Genomic DNA, 20,617 nt, shown 5'->3' on the forward strand with positions numbered 1-20,617 from the left:
GTAAGCGATCAAAGACGGTCAGTATTGCACAAACTACTCAACTGCGTTAGTGGCTGAGGCCTTGAGCATTCCTTGTAATACGGACAGTTCCACATTCCATGGTAGCAGTCGTTCATAATCCTCCAGACAAGTGGCTTTAGGTAATTCTGTGAAGATATATTTCAGATAAGCATATTCATTCAAGTGGTTCGCTTTGGCTGTTTCGATCAAGCTATATAGGCTGGCACTGGCTGTCGCTCCCTTTTGGCTTGCAGAGAACAACCAGTTCTTGCGCCCGATAGCAAAGGGTCTGATTTTGTTTTCGATCCAGTTGTTGTCGATTTCCAGTCGACCGTCTTCACAGTATACAAGCAAACGTTCCCATTGATTGCGCAGATAGGTGATGGCTTCACCTAACTTTCCGCTGGGGTTGGTGTTGATGTGGTCCAGCCATTTTTTAAATTCTTCAAGTACCGGTACGCTCTTTTGTTGGCGAATGCGGTAACGTTCTTCGGGTTCTTTCTTCTTCGCGCTTTTCTCTATGGCATACAATCGACCGATGAAGCGCAGGGCTTGTTGTACCCGGGTATGGGGCATTCGATCAGAGCGCTTTATTGCTTTTTGGGCATCGGTGAATTTGCGACGTGCATGCTGCCAACAACCTAAACCGGTAATACCTTCGGTTTCCAGAACTTTATTATAACCGGCGTAGCCGTCGGTTTGCAGATAGCCTTGGTATCCGAATAACAAACGTTCAGGCACCGTCTGACTGCGGCTGGGGTCATAATTAAATAGCACCACCGGTTGATCCGGTGGACCGCCCCGCATGACCCACATGTAGGACTGGCTACTGGCCGCTTTGCCCGGTTCCTGCAACACTTGGGTTCGAGTTTCATCCATTTGCACAACGGGGTGGTCCAAGGCATTTTCATTGAGCAGGTTAATCAAGGGTTGAGTCAGTTCGCCCGCCTTAATCATTTGATGCGCCAGGGTGTGGCGCTCCTGTTCTATACCCAAACGCCCCAGCACATGGCACTGACGATACAAGGGGATGCCATCGGCGTATTTGCTGGTGGCTACATAGGCCAGAAAGCCTGCGCTGGCCCGGCTCTTGGGGATAGGCTGAGCCGGCATCGGAGCCGTTTTGGGTGCTTCATCACAGTGTTGACAGGCGTATTTGTAACGCACGTGTTCTATAACGGTGATTTGCGCCGGGATGATGTCCAGTTGCTCGCTGCTCACTTCGTCGATCTTTTGCATTTGGCAACCGCAGGCGCAGCGTTTTTCTTCTTCGCTTAATTCGTGAACGATGCGGGTACGGGGTAGATCTTTAGGTAAGGGTTTACGCCCACCCCGGCGTTTGTGTGCTTTAACCTCGATTCCGCTGTCGGGATCTTCGCTTGGTTTGCCTTCCTCGGTTTCGACAAGCTGTTCCGCCTCATCAAACAGGCAGTATTGGAGCGCACCCTTTTCGCTGTTGGCGGCAAAGCGCCGTGCGCGATCCAGGCGTCGTTCTTCAAACAGTTTTTCGATGATCCGGTGCAGTGATGCGAGTTTGTTTTGTTGCTTTGCAATTTTACGTTCTTTCTTGTTGAGTTCACGTTCTTGCTTTGTGAGTTCACGTTCTTGTTCCGTGATCTCGCGTTCTTTCGTTTGAATCTGTTGCTGCAATTGACGCGCAAGACGTTGCAGCTCTTTTACATCGGTGGGTAGTTTGTCCAGCGCATCAATATCCATAGCGTCTATTATAACGCTATGGATATTGAGTTTCTATCCTTATATGACAGAGTCGAAGTATAATCTTTGGTGAGGCGGTTGGCGCCAAATATCAAATCCCTCCAGCAACCAATGCAACTCTTTTATGCTCAGGATCACACAGTCTTCATTGCGAGTCCTGGGCCAGGCAAACTTGTCTTTCTCCAGGCGTTTTAGCCACAAGCAAAATCCGTTTTTATCCCAATACAGTATCTTCAGGCGGTTGCGATAGCGGTTTGTGAAAACATAGCAGGCACAGCCGAAGGGATCTAACTGCATACTCTCTTGTACAATGACCGATAGTCCGTTGATGGCTTTTCGAAAGTCTACCGGTTCCCGATGTAAATAAACCGGCAGTTCCTCTACAAAGCGCATCATAGTGCTTTGACCATTGATAGCAAGTTCATTAAAGACGATGGATCCACAGTGACTTCCACCTGCGTATGATTCGCAAAACTTATTGTGGCTGTATGCATCCCGCTAGTGTGTTGCGGTACCGCACGAACAAACGGATTGTCACGTGCTTTGCCACCACCTATGACGCCTTTGCTTTTTAGTGTTTTGTTCCACCCATACAGAGAAATAAGTGACAGCTTGTTTTCTTTTGCATACCGTGACAACGGTATATTTTGTTCTCGGGCTGCCTCAATGTGTTTTAACCAGGCGCGTTGTTTTTCTGTTAATTTGTCATGCTTCGTTTTCATAAAGACCTCCTTCAAGTTGGTAGGCCTCCATGATATGATTTGAGGATTACGCCGCAAGAATGTTCATAATTGATCGCTTACCTAAAGATAACCCCGATTGATCCTCAGCCCCCAATAATTCCTTGTCCATAGTGACTCTGCATATTCCGGCCGAACATGAACATCAATTCCGATTCAAGATGAACACTCATTCCGTTTTAACGTGAACACTCATTCCGGTTCAACTTGAACACTCATTCCGGTTCAAAATGAACACTTTTACCGGGTATTCCGGAATCGGTGTTCATGTTACCGGAATGAGTGTTCATTTTGGCCGGAATATGCAGACTCCCAGGAAATACCATTGTGTTTACACCCGCAGAGTTTTTAGACAGCCACTCGCCGTTCAATATTTGGCAATATACCAACCCGCAATCCAGAGTGTCTACTAAACCAGTGAAACGGTTACGTGGTTTTTCCCAAGGTGTTAACCGCATTGCCATGTACGCTCCATATTGCGATTGCTCCTGTGAAGGGGTTACATAGTTTGCTATTTCGCCTTCTCTCGCATGCATACCAGAGAAATTTTGATGTAACCAGTTAATTTTTGTGATTGTTTATAACGCGCATTTCAGATTGTTTTAATGCTTCGAAACATACACTTCCTGAAGCAAAAACAATTACAGTATAAACAAGGACTACTAGGTACTCGATCTCAGTATCGTTAGATGAAATGGTATTACAAATCCCCCAAAACAACAGCGTCATAATTGCATTAGGTAACAGTAACCATTGGATTTATGCAACATACAAGCGGGTACGTAGTTTCATAGGCAAACACCTTATTAGCAAGAATATTCAGGTTAGCGAGATAGCATAACCTTTTTATCCTCGAGTTTTCTGCAATCTATCTATATCATACAAAACCTTATAATCACGAATATCATTTTTCCCGTTCAATATGCCTACTGACCCAAGCACTCCTGTAAATGGTAAGGATATTTCACGAAGAACATTAACTAACGGGTTTTCATCTTTATGTGGTACAAGCTTATATAACAAAGTGTCCGAACCCCCATACTGATCTGGAACAGTAACGGTACTAGTCTCCACCATTGGCACGCCCAACTTTTTAACTTTCTCAATATACTTTGGGTCATCGATATAGGGAATAAGTCTCCGCGTATTTTCCAATACGGTGTATACATAAACATCCTCCCTATTTTTTGTAGACTCTTTGACTTGTATTAATTGATTGTACATTGCAGCAAGTGAAAAATAGAACTCCGTAAAATCAGAAACTACTGGATTACTAAACCTTTGAGATTTTAGCTCCTCGAAAAAAGGCCCTAAATTTTCCAGACTTTCATTAACGCCATCATAAGTACTGATTGGAAGTGTTATTAATGCATTTCCAGAATGCCACCACTGAATAGATGGTAGTGCTCTTTGCGGCTCGTTAAAATGAGTGTGCCTAGCGACATATCCACCCGATACCGAATGGACAGTCTTCATTGGCATCGCTATAGAATTTGATTTCTTTCCACTCATAATGTCCAAAAAGTCTCTGAAATCTATTTTACCGAATACTTTATCGAACCTTGGATTTGTCACCAAATATATAAACGCAACTGGCGAGTTGGTATCAACTGGTTTTGAATAACTGCGTAGGAATTTTTTTAGTAAATTTTTACTTGTCTGCGCCTTATTCCACAAGCCATCTAGGACACCTCTATCAGCTTCAGGTTTTGGGTCAGACTGATCAGCAATTCGTCTATATATAACTCCGCTCGAATGTATATACGGTGGATTTACCCCTTCTGGAATATATAGCAATAATATTGACCTACCATTGATCAAACCTAGCTCTTTTACGGGGCCGGCAAACACTTTTTCTAAATAGAATGGAGCAGGATTAACATGCGCTCTGACCGCTTCTCTAATACGCTCCGACAGTTCATTGACTTTGGTTTTTTCAATGCCCACGAACTCTCCAGCACACTTTTCATCCGATTCCCTAACCCCAAACACTAACCAGCCGCCATACTGATTTGCGAACGACGAAATAGATTTAGCAATTTTTTTGATGGCGATCAAATCCGACTTGTAGTCCATATACCAACCTTCTTTTACCTCCCTTAAAACTTCAAGTTGGCTAGCCACCAAAGAATCAAAATCTGTACCGAATGGATTAAAATTATAGATCATAATCAGTTCTATACCTACAGTAGTAAATATTGGAAAGACAATTTAATTAAACAAGCCGTATAGCTATTACTTACTTACCTAACCTTCTTCATTAGAGCTTCGATCATTCCAGGATTCAATCCATCATCTTTTAAGATTCTGATTCTGCTCCTTTGATCCCAGCTTCAAAACAAAGAGCCTCGAAGGCCCCTTTTGTAGAATCTGAAATATCTTCATAGACACCATAACCAAGAAAATGTAAGAGAACAAAAATCGCTACTTTGGGATTTCTATCGTGCCAACTTTCGACGAAATTTACTTTTGGACTACCGGAAACAAGCAGTTTACTATGTGCACCGTATCGCTGGTTAAATATGTCCCTACACATTGCTTGGTAAAGCTCGCATATCTCGCTTTGCTTTGTTGAGCCACTCCCAGCACAAACGTTGTTCGGTGACCCAATCTTCCATTTCCTGCAAATCCCAAAATTTCGTGGATTCCCCTTCACCATCACCAAAAACTATCTCGAATAGAGGGTCTACTTTATTAGCGTTTGTATCTGACATATGTCACTAGGCCCTAAATATTAGATTTTCTTTGCTTTTATATATTTCCTATTCAGTTTTATCTCTCGATGCTCCATAAAGAACCGAATAACGCAGTAAATAGCAGTAAACACTAAAACGACGACAGCATAAAGAGTCTCGTTATCTACTACTTCAAAGATATTATCAGGTCCTTTTACATAAAAGCTACCCATTGCCAAAACGCCTGACACAGATGTAAAAATTGCAAGGGCGATTGCTTTGCCTCTTTTATTAAGCAACTCTCTAATCTTTTCTTCCTCCGCTTTGTCCTCTTTATCTCCGGTACTGTTTCCTTTCACTAGCTGGTTCCATGCCATTATCAATTTGAGCTTACCTGCCATATTAGGAGCTTTGCGAGCAGCCCTATAATGCTTGTTAAAAGTAAGGCATACAATCGGATAATAGATCCCGAACACAATTGAAACAAAACTTACAACAGCTATAGTTTGCACCCAATCAAGAGACAAAATCAGATAGTACGATAAGCCGCCAATAAGTATTAAATAGTTAAAAACGAAAAAAACATATGGCAAATAAATTACTAGGCTAGGTAACTTTATATGACTCTTATTATTGGGTAACACATACCCTGCTTTCATACTCTCAGACCCTCCTAATTCCAGCCGTTCGTACCGAAAGAAAGCTATGTGTTTATACAACAAAACAAGAAATGATATTTTATGCGCCAAAATGGCTATGAACGCCCAACCCAATAAGAACACCGTCACGACAAAAGTAATACCTAGCTTTGCAGATGGACTCATTTCGTTTTTTATTACTTTTGATTCGTCTGTTTTTTCGCTTAGCTGATTTTGCACTGAGTTTAGTGGAAACATTGCAAAATGGAACTCTATATGAGGACTATCTTCGGTCTTTTCGTTATTGCTTTGAGTAAGGTAGCCGGTCAGTGTAAATAAGCCAATTAAAGCAACCATATAGTATTGCAGGTAAAATTTTATCTGCTGATGTTGGTGCGAAACGCTATTGTAAGCTTCTTCAATTTCTATGTTAACTATATCAATATTTGACATTTTCCCCTCCCTGACCCCAACCGTGAAAACGAAAATATACAGTTAATTGTGCTCCCTACAACTTACCAGACCGTATACAAAATTTGTCATCTGGCCGACATAAGACTACTTTGGGTAATACTTCCCACTTTTTGGTAGACTAACCTAACAACTTTGGAAAAAGAAAGTTTTAATTACCAGGTCATAACAATAAAGGCAATTCAGTACGTAGTGTATATAAAAAGTAGCCATTTAATTTCAAACTGACCACATCTTATGACAATTCGAGTAATAGCGATTCTAGTTGTTTTGATTTAGCTCATTTTTGGGAGTCCGAAAAATGACTTCACCAACTTTTTCTACTCTGATTCTACTGCCCCCTGGGAAGACGTGGACGCCTTTTTTATCTAGACCGATCGGACCTTTTTATCCATAAATCAAAATTCGGGTTAGGTTCCGTGGAGCAATGTAGACTGTGGGTGACAGCTATGGCATCAAAGCACAGTGATTCATCGCTGCACAATGGCGACTATGAGTGTGGCATCGGTAGATCAGGAAAGTTTGGGAGTGTGAATGTTTATAGACTGACAATGCGTTAAGACTGTATAACGCCCTGGACCAAACCGGGGCTACATAGTACCTATTTACTTCGCTATTTAGGTTAGATCAAAAAATCCGTTACACGGTTAAGCGCTATACAGAATTTTTCGCTCTCGCGGAGTTAAGTAGCTGTCACCGTTATCTCTGAGAGGTATGAACTTGACGTTTTCATCACAATACCTTTTTTCACCGACTTTCACAGGCCGGCCATTATCTGACAGCTCTTAGCCAGATTTCCCAGTACATACTTGGACGGCACCAGATTAAAATTCCATGATGCTCCATCATCACGCGGCCCCTCTCTGCTTTCAGCACCCTCGGGTACCCATCAGGGCGGATTATGTGAGTTGTCCCTAGCCTAGTAAGTTGCTGAATCTGTTTGCTCGGTATTTTGTACCCAGTGATTTCCTGTATACCTTCTTGTGTAAGGTAGTCACTCATTTCTCATACTCGAATCTATAGCGCATCATAGTCGGGTTCGATTGGGCTTTTGGTTGCGTTGTTTTGCTCTACTCCACCTGTGACAATCAAGAAGTTTGCTCTACTGACCACTGGAGATCCGTCTGCTCGACTAATAACGGTAAATCCCATTTCCCGCAATCGTCTGATTTGAGTTGAGTTTCGCTTTGCGCGTGTCAGATCGAAAATTTCCTCCTTTGTTAGATTTAACATCCTCTTTCCTAGACTGTTGCCTGGATAATAACCGGCGGGGTCAATTTGGCCTACGCCTCAACATCCGATTGATTTAGATCTTTCTAATGCATTCCTTTGATAAAGTATGTCGCGCAGCCGACATTTATGGTGGGTAGAGTTGGTGGATAATAACATCCAGGGGATTATGTAATGCGAAGAATGCTTTATTACAAAGAATATGTTGACCTGGCCTTTGCGGGTACTAAAAAACCCAGCCCGAACACCGTTAAGAAATGGGTGCGAAATGGACAGCTTGACGGAAGGTTCATCGGCTCTATGTGCTACGTATTTGTGGATGATGAGATCAAGATTGCTCCCACGGGAAATAAGCTAGTCAATGAGACTCTCAAAGAATTTGGTTATTTAAAATAAGCCGCATGAATAAAACTATATCTGAAATACCCGACACCTATTCCAAACAAAACAAACGGCATGAAATAAGTAGGGACCTACTATATGAACTTGTATGGTCATTTCCTTTAACCGTTTTGGCGAAACACTTCGGGATATCTGATAGAGGTCTAGGGAAAGCTTGTGAAAGAGCACACATTCCGTTGCCTGGTCGTGGCTTTTGGGCTAAAGAACAAGCTGGATATGACTTAGAAAAAAAACCTTTACCTGAGTGTCCAGAAGAGTATTACGAGTATTTCCACTTTACCCCAAACGAGACAAGTTTTCCCGCGGACCTACCGAAGGAAGACGTACTTAGTGGAATAATACCTTTTGTTGCCCCTATTACTGAAACTGACTTTGCGGTTCCGATAATTAAAAAGGCCCAGAAATACTCAACGCAATTAAAGCCTGATAGATATGGAAGAATATGCGCAAGATTCGGTGTCAAATTTAGTGTTCATCCTAAATCAGTTGATAGAGCACTACGCTTTCTAGACGCCCTAATCAAATCTATGAGTAACTTGGGTCATAAGCATAAGACTGAAAAGAACGAGGCATCCACTTCAGGTTTTGTGGTAAACGGAAGCTTTGTTTCATATTCACTAGTGGAAAAATCTAAACAGCAACTCTTAACAGAAGAAGAATACGAACGTAGAGTGGCGTCCCGTATTATCGCCCGAGACTCTGACAAATATAAGTATGTATCGACCGGTGTTTTCACATTCTCTATCGATAGTTACTGGGTGGGAAATGTTCGAAAGAGTTGGTCTGATACTCCAAACACTACCGTTGAAGACCAAATTGCCCCCATCATTTATGCCTTTCAAAAGGGTGCCGAAAATATAAAGGAGGCAGAAAAGAAACGGAAGCAGCAAGAACAAGAATGGGAGAGAGAACGGCTTGATAGAGAAGCGGAACGAAGGCGCCAAAAAGAAGAGCAGGAAAGGTTAGATGCCCTGATTGCCGAAACCGATGCTTGGATAACTGCATGCAACATTCGGCAGTATGTTGACGCACTATATAATCAAGCCAAATTGAACGGGGCTGTAAACAACGATCTAAAACAATGGGTTGAATGGGCGAGTGAAAAAGCGGATGAGATTGATCCATTAAATCAGAAAGAGACCGAGAGTTGATCCCGAGAGACTATTTCACTGAAAAAGAAACTGCCGAATATTGCTGCGTTGGTGCCACGAAGTTCAAGGAGAGTTAGTTCACGAATACGGGGTCTGCAACGGCAATTTCGGTAAGAAAAAGCTATATAGGAAATCCGATCTGTAGCGGTTAATTGAAACAGTGGCATTCAAAACAGAGAATCTGAGAGGTAACTTATGACTGAAAACAATTATCCGATGGTGTGGGTGCGGACCAAGCGATTTAAAGAACTCCACGGTTGCACCGATGATCAAATGTACTGGATGTGCGAAAACCTTTTTACCGAGGGTAAACACTACAAATATGTCAAGGTTGGCAAAAAGCGCCAGTTGAGGCTTAATATTGTCGAAATCGACCAATGGTATGACAGACAAAAGAGCGTAGGCTCATGAATTGCCTGCCCATCCAATGGATTAGAAAAGAGAAGTTTTGCGAGATTTCAGGGATAACGCTGAAAGCCGTTAACAAGAAAATTGAAAACGGCGCCGGAGGAAGGAAGAATACAATCTTTGGATTTCAGAATGCTGATTGAGCTAATAATCAACTTTATCAAGAGGAGGCATATATGGAAAAGCAAACAGTTCGCGATATCGGTGTTGGTGCTGCTGGCTCTGTAGTTGCAACGATATTGCTATTGTTAACAGCAAACACAGTAGGTTTATTCAAGAAATCTCTTGACAGCACTCAAGTAAGCGAAGCTGCAAATGAAATAGTCAACAAACATTCTGACATTTTGGCTGGGAAGTTAAAGAACGACCCAAAATTTATCCAGCTTGTAAAGGGTGAAAAGGGCCTCCCTGGGCCGCAGGGTGTTGCCGGACCGCAAGGTGCTGCAGGCCCCCCTGGATCTTCCTCAATCTTTCTAAAGGCTGGGAACAACGGTTCAGCTATTTGTAATGATTTCTGTGGTCGCTTTGGTGCTGCATGTATCGGAGGACTCCCTGCTAGCGGCGAGAAAACCATAAAGAATACCGATATGTTTGGTTGCGGGACAAAACGTCATTTACACAATAACATGATCTGTGTGTGCGCAAAAAATATTTAAAACTTTTGACTTAAGATTTTATCCATTCCACAACTCCACTGATCGCGATTTAGTTATTTAGGGCAGTAACGACACAAACATCAACCCCGGCACTTGGCCGGGGTTGATGCTTTAGTCACTTTTTGATTTCCGCACACTCGGAAACTAGTCCCTGTATTTCACAAAATGCTTCCTCGGCTTTATCGATATGTGCCAACATAGCGTTAGCTACACTTTGTGCCTCCTGGTTGTCCGGGTCTACATGTGATACCCAGTAGCACATAGCCTTTAGTGGAGATATTGCGTCTCGAAACTGAGATTCGAATTTTCGGGCGGTTTCAATGCTCATTTTGCACCCCCATTCAGTTCGGCTTCCCTTTGCTTCAGATACTCACCAACTGCGTATCGAAGTTCGCCGGAGGAATTAAAAATGAGGGTCATTGCCGCGTTAATGCAGTCAACAATCTCAAAGGTCAAATTATTGACTTTGTTAGATAACGCTTGTCGCAAGAGCGAGTGTGCTTCCGACAAATCATGGTCGATATTGCTGGTTGCGTCTTTAAGATCCCATTCTTTGCTCATGCCGCACCCCCTGAGACTAAAAATAGCCAGGTTGACCAGGATCAGTACTGCGGTAATCCATGAAAGAGTGTGGGTGGTTATTGCTATACGGTCTCTGCGTTTTATGCTTTGTATAACTTCATTGAAATTATCCATGGTGAGTCTCCTATTGTTTTATTTCTGCCACCCATCAAGTGCTAAATTGATAAGGTGGCAAGCCGTACAGGTTAGCACTACCGCCCAATAGGATACGGCCCCCTTTCGAGGCCTGTACAGCTCGCCAAAAACTACAGGCACAAAAAAACGCGCTCAAGGCACGTTGAGCCTACTGGTTTCGGGGTGCTAATCCCGGCTGGATATAGCCAGCTAATACAATCCTAGCACTCCCACAGCACGAGTCAAGTGTAAGTTTTGTTAGTTGAGAATAACGAAAAGTTTCGCCCATTCAATGACGTATTTCCTTCGACACTAGATGGCTAGCCATGATTTTCATTGAGCTGGCATTTTTGTGGTATAAGGATAATTTTGCAGTGGTTGTAGGAAGTGATAAACCAAACCAACTTTTGGGAGAGGATTATGACATCAAGAATCGTCGTAGTGGTAGTTGTCTCAATGTTTTATGCAGGACTTACTACCGGTGCCTCAGAAATTGGTGAGTCGAAAGGAAAATCTGCAACAATTAAAAATATTGAGTCTGAGATGAATTCTGGCACTGACAGTGTCGTAACCAGCCAAAAGAACAGCTCATCTCCTGAGTCTAGTTATTCTAAAATATTCTCTAACGTACCTCCTGTTGAGTCGTATATAGAGATATTATACGTTATATTCACTATTTTAGTCACTTGGGGTTTGTATAGAGTTAACAAAGCCCAACGATACGACGCGCTTATGAACCACTATTCGCAAATACATCAAAATGTATGGAGTGAATCAGTTGCCGACGTTAGATTATGGCTATTGCATGATGACTCGTACAAACGGGAGATCGAAAATATATTAATGCGTAGAAACAACCTAGAAACACAAGAACAACATCTTGGGCTAACTGCTAGCGAGTACAAAAAGTTAGATAAATTAGACAACTTTATAAATGTAATACAACGATCAGAACTTTTACCTGAATTCATCAGGAGCCGGGATCGAAGCATGGGAGTGCCATATTTTGATTGGTGGATAGAAGCGTTAATTGAGAAAAATCGATCTGAAGTAATTAAATACATTGAGTACCACTACTCAAAACTTCACAAAACCATACAAAGAACCGCTGACAAACTCGGCGTTGAGACGACATCTCTTTCCGATGAATGTAGTTACGATTACCTTTATTCAAAAATAAATTGTTGGGTAAAGAAATATTCAGACTATATTGCCGACACCAACACCGCCGAAAAGAGAGATTCAACAACGCATGACAGGAGAGAGAAATTTCGAATTGACCATAGTATAAAAAATATAAATACAAATACTGATGATATAGCAGTGGGGCAGGAAAATAAAATTATTACTTTCACTTGCTCCAATAATATGCGGCACTTTGTACAATTAAAGAAAATCGCAAATACGAACCCAACATATTCCGTTAAAGACAGTAACGACGTATGCAAAACGACCCCTGTCTATGTGGATGATACCAACGTTAAAATACATTATGACCCAGATTGCAGAAGTTGAAATTTCTGGCGGGACACGAGAATTGATTTTAACCCCACTTTCCGCCTCCTGTACGTAGCGTATCCGGCATTACTATCAAAAGTAAGGCGAGCGTTGTTTGAATGCTGTACCCTGTCAGTGGGTCTACTGAGACCGCTTTGCCCTGTGTTCCCAATCAATCGTGTCGATAGATCCCCTTTGCGATATCTTCGGCAGCATCTGTAACATCTGACCGAACAACTCTATCGGCTATTGACCCACTGGCTCCGCCAAAACCGTTTTGCCATGTTGCACCAATGATGATTTTCCCGGTGTCTGAGGAAATTACTTTAACGGATATGCTTTGAGGGTGTCTGTCGTATCCTGAGACCGTTCGGACTTGAAGTAGGCCATCAATCCCTTCTTCTTTTAGCTTCCGGATATTTCTAGGTTCCAATATCTCAATTTCGGTTAGATTCAAACGGATCATCATACTGGAGACTTGTGCTGTGTCGAACACGTCAAAACCATACTTAACAAGCTCCAACCCGATTGCGTCGCCCAGTAGTCCGCGATTCGGGTACAGGGCTATTGTTTTTAAATCGGCCACTGGTGAGGATGAAACAGTCAATCTTGCCGGAGCGCACCCCAGTAAAATACTCGACAACGCTATACTAACGATGAGTTTATAGCCCATATTGTCCCTCCCGCTTGCAATCTATACAAACTACATTCCGATAGCAAGTCTACCTGGAACTGCGAATATGAATGTTGTAATTTTGTTGCTTATTTTGGGTTTTTCGGAGCTTGTTGATCCGGATCTGAATTGCGAATTTCGCTTTTACTGATGGTAGCTTCCAATCCCAACAGCTCGGTAAGTCCCGAGTGATACGCCATTAATTTGTATTGGGCAACTATTCCATATCCGATCACTGTTGATAGCATTACGGTACAGGCTACCATCGACAGGACTATTGCTTGTAAATCCAACAATCCGTTTGAATATATAAAGACCCCAGCGACTACTAACAAACACAAGCTACTATATGCAACAAACCCATATACCATCCGTTTGCAGGCTTTCTCTGTTCGGACTACAAGCTCTCCAAGTTCCAGGCTTAAATCCTGCTGAAAAGTTTTTCGAATACTCAAGAGTTTGCAACCAACATTAGACTACAATTCGCCCCCGGCTTTTGCGCCGGCTAATGCACCGAGTTGCGCGCCTTCTTTACCCCCGAAGTAGGCACCAATGATAGTACCTACAACCATCCCCACGGCTTGGCCTTTCCCTTTCGCTTCCTCTGCGGCCAGTTGAGCCTCAAAACGTTGAGCGGCTTCGAGCGCGTTATTCAGTCCCGCTTGTACGTTGGCCCCTATATTGGATTCAAAGTTACTCTGAGCCAGCATGGTGTTATAGTAAGATTGTCGGGTTTTGTGCTGGGCGTCGATCAAAGCCAGTTCAATGTTAAGTTCTTGCAGCGTGGTTTTTGCTCTGAAATCCGCTTCCTGCTGTGAGAACTCCGCTTCACCACGCGAAAGTGCATCCTGGGCAAACGAAGAGCCCAACACTCTGCGTCGAGACAGATTCTCTCTTATGTTCCCAATGGCTTGGCGTCTGCGGTTTCGAATGGATTGGACGCCGGTTTCAGTTAAACGCCCGAACCCCGGTTTGAGTTGACCCCTGATGCTCCCCAGTTCCGAGACATTAAGATCCGATGCAGACTTCAAGCTTCCCAATAAATCCGTGAGTTGCTGTGTTCTTTGGACGTTGGCCGAACCATTGTTCATGGTGACATTCAAGCCACCAGAGGAGAACCCTTTCGGCACAAATGGTTTGGGTTTATCGCCGGATCCAAATAGACTTGCCATTCAGTTACTCCTCAAAGATTCTACCGATTTACCTAATGCGACGGAAATTTCCTTCTGCACCCGTAGTTTCCTGTTTCGTTGCTTGCTCTTGGAACAATGCGTAATACCGCGCTAAAAACTCTTGAGCTTTTTGGCGGCTGGAAGGTGTTTGCCCGAACTTCGCTTCATTGGACCACATTTTTATTAGCTCATCGGGAGTTACAATGTAGTTTTCCTCCAGTTCTTGCGCTTCCTGAGCGGCTTTGAGAAGACGCTGAACGCCCTGGTGACGTTTTAGAGTAGTGCCTTGTACAGCCAGTGACTTCTTTGTTCCGGCATAACCTGCGGCTCTACAAGCAGCCCACGCGGGGGCTACACCATCCATCACGGCTTTCACATAGGCCACTTGTCGTTCTGTGCAACCGAATGGTTTCTCCCCAACGGTTTCCCAGAATTCCTCAAGTGTGGTCAGCGGTTTTTCTTCGTCCATTTCTCAGCCTTTTAAAATTACTAAGCATCGGAAAAAGTTTAGCGCAATATTATACAAATTACCAATATAAACAATGTGTTACATTAACCCTTCTTAACAGAGATTAACGGATAGCTGAATAAACTTGAAGCACGAACAAAAATCTAAGGAACTCTCCAAGACAAGATAAGGTGAACATGGTGAACCTGCGAGTTATTAATAATTCAGGAAGCTTTACATAATTTCCCGGCGGAAAAATTTAGTGAATTAGTGAAAATCGGCTGGATATATGGTGGGTGACTGCGTGTACGCCTAAGGCCCTAGGGGGTGGCCCCCGGCCTCTGCTTTGCCTTATAATAATCTATCACTTAGCGTTATATTCAATGACTTAGCGATCTATTTAACATAATGGTGATTACACGCACTTCCCTGTAAATTCAATAACTTATAGTACACCTCCATGTTACTCAGCACACCTGTTAAACATGCAAATATCCTATCTCATTGAATTATTTATAAATAAAGTCACAGTGAAAATTGCTGCCTAATATTCACCATAAATTCTTAATTGCAGCTATAAACATTAGGCAAGCGCCTACTAAATAACACTCAACCAATAGTTCCTCGCCCATTTGCCGCCTGGTACCTGTTTCCACTCCACGTCCACATTAAAGCGCGATAGCTCCTTTAGTACATTGGATTTCTTAACGGGTACTGTGGTGCCTTCCACAATGTAACCGTCCGAGATCTCTTGGATTACGTTAATGTAGTAACTGGCTCTCGTGGTTGCCGGTATGATGTAGAATATCTGGTTGCCCGCCTGCCCCCGCAAATGGCGATCAGGTTTGAGATCTATGGATTTGGTCAATTGCAAACTTAGCTGCATACTCTAATCTCGAGCAATTCATTCCCAAAGGTGTTGAAACAGAATTGCCTTGCATCCTCAAGGTTACAGCCAGGTGCTACCATTTTCAGCCAAGTCTCGGGGCTTGTATTTAGACGGTACTCATAGACCTTGATAGCTAATCTGGCTTGTTTCTCCGCATCCTTTCTCGGGATGTTTGCCTCAAACTCCAAGATTGCCGCTCTTTCTTCAACTGCTTCCCGTATGTTTTCCCTAAGCTCGACTTCTGTCGGTTTTGTCAGTCCTTCACATAGCGCTTTTTGAGATTTTTTGTTGTGTAACTTCAATCGTGTTAGCCACGTTAATTTTTCAGATTCCTTATCTGACCCACTGACAGAACTGACAGAACCCCCTTTTGGCGGTTTTGTCAGTTCGTCGTCTAGTGAATTCTCAAACATGGCATAGGCTCGGGTGAATATAGAATACATTCTGACTTCGTCCGGTTGTTGGGATAACCTCAGATCTAACCCAACCAAAATCCTCCAGAACCTCCAATGCAGCTGCCACATCTGCGGACCGACTTAATTTAGTCCAACCGTTTCGATATATGTCCCGTGCCGTAAATTGATTAGCCACTTCATGTTTTTTGATACGCTTCAACAGCTCTCTTGCGGATTCCATCGAAGGATCTGCTATTGATGAGTAGAGCCGGTTAGCATGGCTCTCCAAGTATTCGCACCACGCAGCAGCCTTTATTGTGCTATTTTCACCAACATTTGTTTCGGTTGTATTTCCACTCACAAACTCGACTAAATGGAAAATCATAGCCAAGGAGGGCATTAGGGAACGATACTTCGCTAGATGGGCTTCTAACGCGCTAGATGAAATTGTTCCATCGCGCAGTCTTTTTTCAAGCTTCTGTCGCCATGTATTGAATATCTCCTGTGACTCCGGAGAAAACTTTAGAGTTGGGATAGAATCTGAGAAATGGGAAACAGCCCCAATTTCCATCGGATTGATATTATCTAATCGTTTGAAGATTTCGTATGTTTTCTGGAGTTCGTTGTTGTCCGGTATCCTGTCTACGTTTTTCCAAGTGTTGGAAGAGTCCGGCCAGACTAACATTTGAAACCGTTGAATTAAACCATCATCACCGGTACCGCCATTGTGGGCACGCCTTATATAATCTCCCAGTGGGCCTGGCTGAATGCTTCCTAACAGAGAAATGCATAAAGAGGGAACATGCAAAGTTCCTCGCCCGATTCTGTCTACTGTAAAACTCCCAGTCCCATTCCACGATTCAAGGTAAAAGGAGCGATCACCTTCCCGACCTTGCTTTTCAAGGCTGTTGAGCCAGCCAGTCAATTCATCCCTATACACTAGAAGCCCGTTCGGATTTTCAAGGAGAAGTTCTCCTAACTTTTCCACTGTCGGATCTTCGCTTTTATAGCGCCTCAGAACTGGTTTATCGGCCGTTTCAATAGTCTTGTTACGAAAATGACTAAGATCTTCGTCATTTTTCACTGCTCTCTTGATTTGGTCCTTTTGGGCAGATTGGCGCGCCTGATAGATTTCCAGCTCCACTTTATATGTTCCTAAGGCTTTTTCGTGCTCTGAAATTGCCTCTGTCACTAATTTGTTGAGTGGTTTCATTACTTCGGTGATTGAAGGTGATTTCATCACAGATGGTCTACCAACGATGGCCCCCCACAAATTCGGGGTAACTAGCCACTCGTGATCCAGAGCTTTGGGTTGCATGGAGACTTGGCGACCGATAATTGAACCGAGCAATACATTTATTGCTGCCGCAGAAAAGTCCGGTGGAATTTGAAGTCGATCCGAAATATCCAAAATACGAGGACGCAAAGCATCTGGAATTATATCTGGATCCAACTCGTTGACCGGAGGTAAGCCCTGTGGCAACGGCTCTGGGTCGAGCCATGGATCTTCGGTTGTAGTGTTTAGTTGGGCTAGGCTCATGTCTTGCATGGTTGCCCATCTCTTTGGAAAAATATTTGTTTTCCGACTATCATAGAGTTCATCGAAAAGCCTCCATCCGTTCTAATACGAATGCTATGGGGGCTGTTTGAATCCAGTTATTGCAAGGCTGACAAATTTTTAGGTGATCAGCCCTGTACGGTTGGCCTTTGATTGCTTCACGGCATAGTGCGCATTTGCATAATTTATATTGTCTGATAGAATTCATGTTTATAGTCCTTAGTGTTACTCCATTCGAGTGGTGGCACACTTGAATGGTTGGTTGAAATCAAGTTATGTTTGGCCTCGCATTTTTGCGGGGCCTTTTTGTTTGTGTTCATGGAAATAGTTTCACGCGGTTTGTGAAAGAGTGCGGCCGTCAATAAAAGCTTGAACGGCCTCATGGGTATACATTACTTTGCTACCCACTTTCACGAAAGGAAGCTCATACCGACCTGTGGAACGCCAGACACTTAGGGTTCCGGTGGTAACTTGTAACTTCTGAGATACTTCTCTTGGGCTTAGTAGGTTTTGAGACATTTATTTCTCCTCACGTCTAATTACGTTAAGAGAAATATAATTGCAGGTATTCTTATCTACCAGGGACAAAAGTGATCTAAAAGATTTCCGTTTGTCCCCCTAACTTAGACGGCTTCTTTGGATCTGATTGTTTTTTTAACGTATTCTTCAGTTATTTCCGTACCAAATATGACACTAGCTGTAGTAGCCACTGCAAGGTTCATAGGTGCTCCAAATTCCGATCTCATAAATGCTGATAGCTGTCGAACAAAGATTCGTATGTTGGCACTGCCTGATCCTGGATTGTTTACCTTTGGTGCTTCTATTTCTACATATTTTGATGCATTAATAGCGATTTCCTCTAAAGCGTCCCTTGCTTCATGGTTATTATGAAACTCCCTATTTTTTACTATCATTTCCCTCAGTTCGATTGCTCGATCGTATATATCCGTGAAAAACTTTTCATTTTTTACTGGAGATAGCTCCCTGAAAAACTCTTTACGCTCAAAACTAGCTATTCCTGTCTCACAAACTTCCCAGAATTTCTCATACTGACTTATATTTCTTACCTGCTTAGAAAGCCTAGACCACACCTGCTCCATTTCTGGATCAGTCAATAGTTTTTTTAAGTATTCAATAGTTTGGCCTAGTGTAAGTTGTCCAAAAGCATTTACAGATCTTTCTTCCTCTACCTTCATCCACTCCCTACCAGGATACCCAAGCTTATGCATGTCCTGAACTAAATTAATTTTTCTCTCTAGAAACGAAACCAAATGCGCTGGAGCCCAGGCAGGAAACTTCATCGCACACCCCTTCTTTAGTGTGCCTTCATGGAAAACCAAGCCAGATCGGTGAAGGTTGCCAACTTTTCGGGAGCTACCCTAGGCTTGGTATATCTGATTAGATAGTCTGTTGTTTCAACTCCACCACTTCCGCCTTTGGCTTAATCTCGGCGGAAATCAGGATGTAGTCAGTAATTTGCTGCATGGGTTTTCTAAGTCGTTCAACGTCGATATTGATATAACCAGCAGTCACATCATGCTTCATCTTGTGATTAAGGAGCCTTTTCAAAGCATAAGCGGAAATATCCCGGTTCTCCGCAATGGTGGCAAAGGTTCTACGCAAATCGTGAGCAGAAAACTCAATACCAGACCTGGTTTTAACTTTATTGAGTTGTTTTACCGCATTGATGATATGCCCTGTTTTGCTTTGCTCGCTGGGGAACACATATTGACTCTCTGATTCCTTCTGGCGTGTTTGTAGCATTTCCAATAAATGATCTGTCAGGGGCAAACACAGCGGGTCTTGGTTTTTGGTGTCAAGGACAGTGAACGTCTTCCCAACAAAATCCACATTTTCCCATTTTAGTCTGGCAGCTTCCCCACGCCTGAGACCTGTCAGCAAAAGGAAAACCAAATAGTCTCTGACGGTTTTTCGGAACACTAGACGATTTTCGAAAAAATCTTCTTTTTCGTCCTTTTCCTTTTCGCCAAGACTGTTCACAGCAGCAAACCATTGCTTCAATTGATGCGCCTTAATGTCTCTGCGCCTGCGATCCACCCTGAACCATGCCTTTGTGTGGGAAAGGCGTTTTACCGGGTTATCGGTGAAAATAGGGTCTCCGTTCTCATTCTCGTATTTCTCCTGGGCGAAATTAAACAGAGCCCGAAGCACTCGCATTGCATTGTTTGCTCTTGCTTCCGACTGCTTACCACGCTTTGTATGGCGTTTCTCCACCATGTCCCGGGTAATCTTGGCTAAGGGTTTGGTTTTCCAGTCATCGAATGATTCATCTAATACCCGCCGGTAGTCCTTGATAGTGCCAGGCTTAAGGGCTTTTCTGGTGGTTAAATAATCTTCAAAAACTTGCTGCAAAGTGATTAACTTCGTCCTTTCCGCTTTTCGTAATGAATTGGGGTTCACTCCCTCCGCGAGGGTCGCCAGCTCGGCTTTAGCCCGTTTCCGAGCCTGCTCGATTTTCATATTGGGAAACCGGCCCAGCGTCACTCTCACCGGGTTTTTACCCTTGGGCCTTGCGTACACCTGGTAAGATTTCACACCATTCGCGGTGACGCACAGTAAGAGGCCGTTGACCTTCTTGTCATAGTAGTAAGTGGCTTTCTGGGGAGTAGGAATGGCTTCAAGCACTTTCTGAGTGAAATTAACGACAGTTTTCGGCATGGCAATCTCCAGGTAGAAAATCCAATGCTACGCTGATGCTACAAGATACGTTAAAAGTAGTTTAGCCTAATTAAGCCGAGATAACAAATAACTAACTGTATAATAAAAGGAATTAAGGATGGTTAAGGTTCGTTAATTTCTGTATATCTCTTAAAATAGGACTGAAAATCCCCGTGTCGGTGGTTCGATTCCGCCCCTGGGCACCACCTTCTGATTTTTATCCAAATTCTTTTGCTTGTGTTTCGCCAAGGCGCTGTTATTAGTGCGGAATCGAACACTCTTTATTTCCGTGTCGGGGTTGATGCGCGCCTTCCCTGGCGCGCACCCCTCCGGGGCGCCGCGATACGCGGCGTCCAAAATCATTCCCGACGATTTTGTGATCCGCGCTTCCCTGGCGCGCACCCCTCCGGGGCGCCGCGATACGCGGCGTCCAAAATCATTCCCGACGATTTTGTGATGCGCGCTTCCCTGGCGCGCACCCCTCCGGGGCGCCGCGATACGCGGCGTCCAAAATCATTCCCGA

24 protein-coding genes are annotated in these 20,617 nt (G+C 43.5%); 5 read left to right on the forward strand and 19 right to left on the reverse strand.

All coding sequences use genetic code 11. The annotated features are described in order from the left end of the window. Nucleotides 1-33 precede the first annotated feature (33 nt). The 7 genes from OEY58_07620 to OEY58_07650 all read right to left on the reverse strand — a co-directional run bounded on the left by OEY58_07620 (nt 34) and on the right by OEY58_07650 (nt 7,473). Nucleotides 34-1,716, reverse strand: coding sequence for an IS66 family transposase (locus OEY58_07620; protein MDH5325312.1), 1,683 nt, complete (start codon nt 1,714-1,716; stop codon nt 34-36). Between the two features lie 39 nt (nt 1,717-1,755). After that, entirely contained in the window at nt 1,756-2,112 is a 357-nt protein-coding gene (gene tnpB / locus OEY58_07625; protein MDH5325313.1) for an IS66 family insertion sequence element accessory protein TnpB, read from the reverse strand. Then, nucleotides 2,109-2,438 carry a hypothetical protein gene (locus tag OEY58_07630; protein MDH5325314.1) on the reverse strand — a complete coding sequence of 110 codons (330 nt, stop codon included), beginning with the start codon at nt 2,436-2,438 and terminating at the stop codon, nt 2,109-2,111. Before OEY58_07630 ends, tnpB begins: the two co-directional genes overlap by 4 nt. Before the next feature lie 864 nt (nt 2,439-3,302). After that, nucleotides 3,303-4,625 (reverse strand): ATP-binding protein, encoded by a 1,323-nt coding sequence (locus tag OEY58_07635; GenBank protein MDH5325315.1) that lies wholly within the window; start codon nt 4,623-4,625, stop codon nt 3,303-3,305. Between the two features lie 359 nt (nt 4,626-4,984). Beyond that, nucleotides 4,985-5,170: a hypothetical protein gene (locus tag OEY58_07640; GenBank protein ID MDH5325316.1), complete on the reverse strand. Its 186-nt coding sequence runs from the start codon at nt 5,168-5,170 to the stop codon at nt 4,985-4,987. Between the two features lie 20 nt (nt 5,171-5,190). Next, nucleotides 5,191-6,222: a hypothetical protein gene (locus OEY58_07645; protein ID MDH5325317.1), complete on the reverse strand. Its 1,032-nt coding sequence runs from the start codon at nt 6,220-6,222 to the stop codon at nt 5,191-5,193. Nucleotides 6,223-7,257: 1,035 nt separating this feature from the next. Next, nucleotides 7,258-7,473: a DUF4224 domain-containing protein gene (locus tag OEY58_07650; protein MDH5325318.1), complete on the reverse strand. Its 216-nt coding sequence runs from the start codon at nt 7,471-7,473 to the stop codon at nt 7,258-7,260. Nucleotides 7,474-7,644: 171 nt separating this feature from the next. On the opposite strand from OEY58_07650, the gene OEY58_07655 reads away from it, so the two are divergent. The 4 genes from OEY58_07655 to OEY58_07670 all read left to right on the forward strand — a co-directional run bounded on the left by OEY58_07655 (nt 7,645) and on the right by OEY58_07670 (nt 10,087). Further along, nucleotides 7,645-7,866, forward strand: a complete 222-nt coding sequence (locus OEY58_07655; GenBank protein ID MDH5325319.1) for a hypothetical protein — start codon at nt 7,645-7,647, stop codon at nt 7,864-7,866. 5 nt (nt 7,867-7,871) lie between these two features. Next, nucleotides 7,872-9,023 (forward strand): hypothetical protein, encoded by a 1,152-nt coding sequence (locus OEY58_07660; GenBank protein ID MDH5325320.1) that lies wholly within the window; start codon nt 7,872-7,874, stop codon nt 9,021-9,023. A gap of 195 nt (nt 9,024-9,218) precedes the next feature. Continuing rightward, on the forward strand, nt 9,219-9,434 hold the full coding sequence (locus OEY58_07665; GenBank protein MDH5325321.1) for a hypothetical protein: 216 nt from the start codon (nt 9,219-9,221) through the stop codon (nt 9,432-9,434). Between the two features lie 173 nt (nt 9,435-9,607). Beyond that, complete coding sequence (locus OEY58_07670; protein ID MDH5325322.1) at nt 9,608-10,087, forward strand: collagen-like protein; 480 nt, start codon at nt 9,608-9,610, stop codon at nt 10,085-10,087. Between the two features lie 115 nt (nt 10,088-10,202). Here OEY58_07670 and OEY58_07675 read toward each other — a convergent pair whose 3' ends face one another. Both OEY58_07675 and OEY58_07680 read right to left on the reverse strand, forming a co-directional pair. Beyond that, entirely contained in the window at nt 10,203-10,415 is a 213-nt protein-coding gene (locus OEY58_07675; GenBank protein ID MDH5325323.1) for a hypothetical protein, read from the reverse strand. Continuing rightward, the gene (locus tag OEY58_07680) at nt 10,412-10,783 is read right to left on the reverse strand and encodes a hypothetical protein (GenBank protein ID MDH5325324.1); all 372 of its coding nucleotides are present in this window, start codon (nt 10,781-10,783) and stop codon (nt 10,412-10,414) included. Before OEY58_07680 ends, OEY58_07675 begins: the two co-directional genes overlap by 4 nt. 420 nt (nt 10,784-11,203) lie before the next feature. Between OEY58_07680 and OEY58_07685 the strand changes: the two genes are divergently transcribed. Next, nucleotides 11,204-12,298, forward strand: a complete 1,095-nt coding sequence (locus OEY58_07685; protein MDH5325325.1) for a hypothetical protein — start codon at nt 11,204-11,206, stop codon at nt 12,296-12,298. A gap of 154 nt (nt 12,299-12,452) precedes the next feature. Here the strand turns inward: OEY58_07685 and OEY58_07690 are convergent, their stop codons facing one another. The 10 genes from OEY58_07690 to OEY58_07735 form a co-directional block, all read right to left on the reverse strand. Further along, nucleotides 12,453-12,953: a hypothetical protein gene (locus OEY58_07690; protein ID MDH5325326.1), complete on the reverse strand. Its 501-nt coding sequence runs from the start codon at nt 12,951-12,953 to the stop codon at nt 12,453-12,455. An 89-nt stretch (nt 12,954-13,042) separates the two neighbouring features. After that, nucleotides 13,043-13,408 carry a hypothetical protein gene (locus OEY58_07695; GenBank protein ID MDH5325327.1) on the reverse strand — a complete coding sequence of 122 codons (366 nt, stop codon included), beginning with the start codon at nt 13,406-13,408 and terminating at the stop codon, nt 13,043-13,045. A gap of 21 nt (nt 13,409-13,429) precedes the next feature. Next, nucleotides 13,430-14,125 carry a hypothetical protein gene (locus OEY58_07700; protein MDH5325328.1) on the reverse strand — a complete coding sequence of 232 codons (696 nt, stop codon included), beginning with the start codon at nt 14,123-14,125 and terminating at the stop codon, nt 13,430-13,432. A 28-nt stretch (nt 14,126-14,153) separates the two neighbouring features. Then, nucleotides 14,154-14,594: a hypothetical protein gene (locus OEY58_07705; protein ID MDH5325329.1), complete on the reverse strand. Its 441-nt coding sequence runs from the start codon at nt 14,592-14,594 to the stop codon at nt 14,154-14,156. A gap of 577 nt (nt 14,595-15,171) precedes the next feature. Continuing rightward, nucleotides 15,172-15,459, reverse strand: coding sequence for a hypothetical protein (locus OEY58_07710; protein MDH5325330.1), 288 nt, complete (start codon nt 15,457-15,459; stop codon nt 15,172-15,174). Continuing rightward, nucleotides 15,450-15,875: a hypothetical protein gene (locus OEY58_07715; protein ID MDH5325331.1), complete on the reverse strand. Its 426-nt coding sequence runs from the start codon at nt 15,873-15,875 to the stop codon at nt 15,450-15,452. Before OEY58_07715 ends, OEY58_07710 begins: the two co-directional genes overlap by 10 nt. Further along, the gene (locus OEY58_07720; GenBank protein ID MDH5325332.1) at nt 15,868-17,406 is read right to left on the reverse strand and encodes a YfjI family protein; all 1,539 of its coding nucleotides are present in this window, start codon (nt 17,404-17,406) and stop codon (nt 15,868-15,870) included. The genes OEY58_07715 and OEY58_07720 overlap by 8 nt, the downstream gene beginning before the upstream one ends. A gap of 339 nt (nt 17,407-17,745) precedes the next feature. Continuing rightward, nucleotides 17,746-17,934 carry a helix-turn-helix domain-containing protein gene (locus OEY58_07725; GenBank protein ID MDH5325333.1) on the reverse strand — a complete coding sequence of 63 codons (189 nt, stop codon included), beginning with the start codon at nt 17,932-17,934 and terminating at the stop codon, nt 17,746-17,748. 104 nt (nt 17,935-18,038) lie between these two features. After that, on the reverse strand, nt 18,039-18,716 hold the full coding sequence (locus OEY58_07730; protein ID MDH5325334.1) for a hypothetical protein: 678 nt from the start codon (nt 18,714-18,716) through the stop codon (nt 18,039-18,041). Nucleotides 18,717-18,813: 97 nt separating this feature from the next. Beyond that, nucleotides 18,814-20,094, reverse strand: a complete 1,281-nt coding sequence (locus tag OEY58_07735) for a tyrosine-type recombinase/integrase (protein MDH5325335.1) — start codon at nt 20,092-20,094, stop codon at nt 18,814-18,816. Between the last annotated feature and the right edge of the window lie 523 nt (nt 20,095-20,617).

Source organism: Gammaproteobacteria bacterium (genome assembly GCA_029882975.1).
Classification (GTDB): Bacteria; Pseudomonadota; Gammaproteobacteria; order SZUA-152; family SZUA-152; genus JAJDNG01.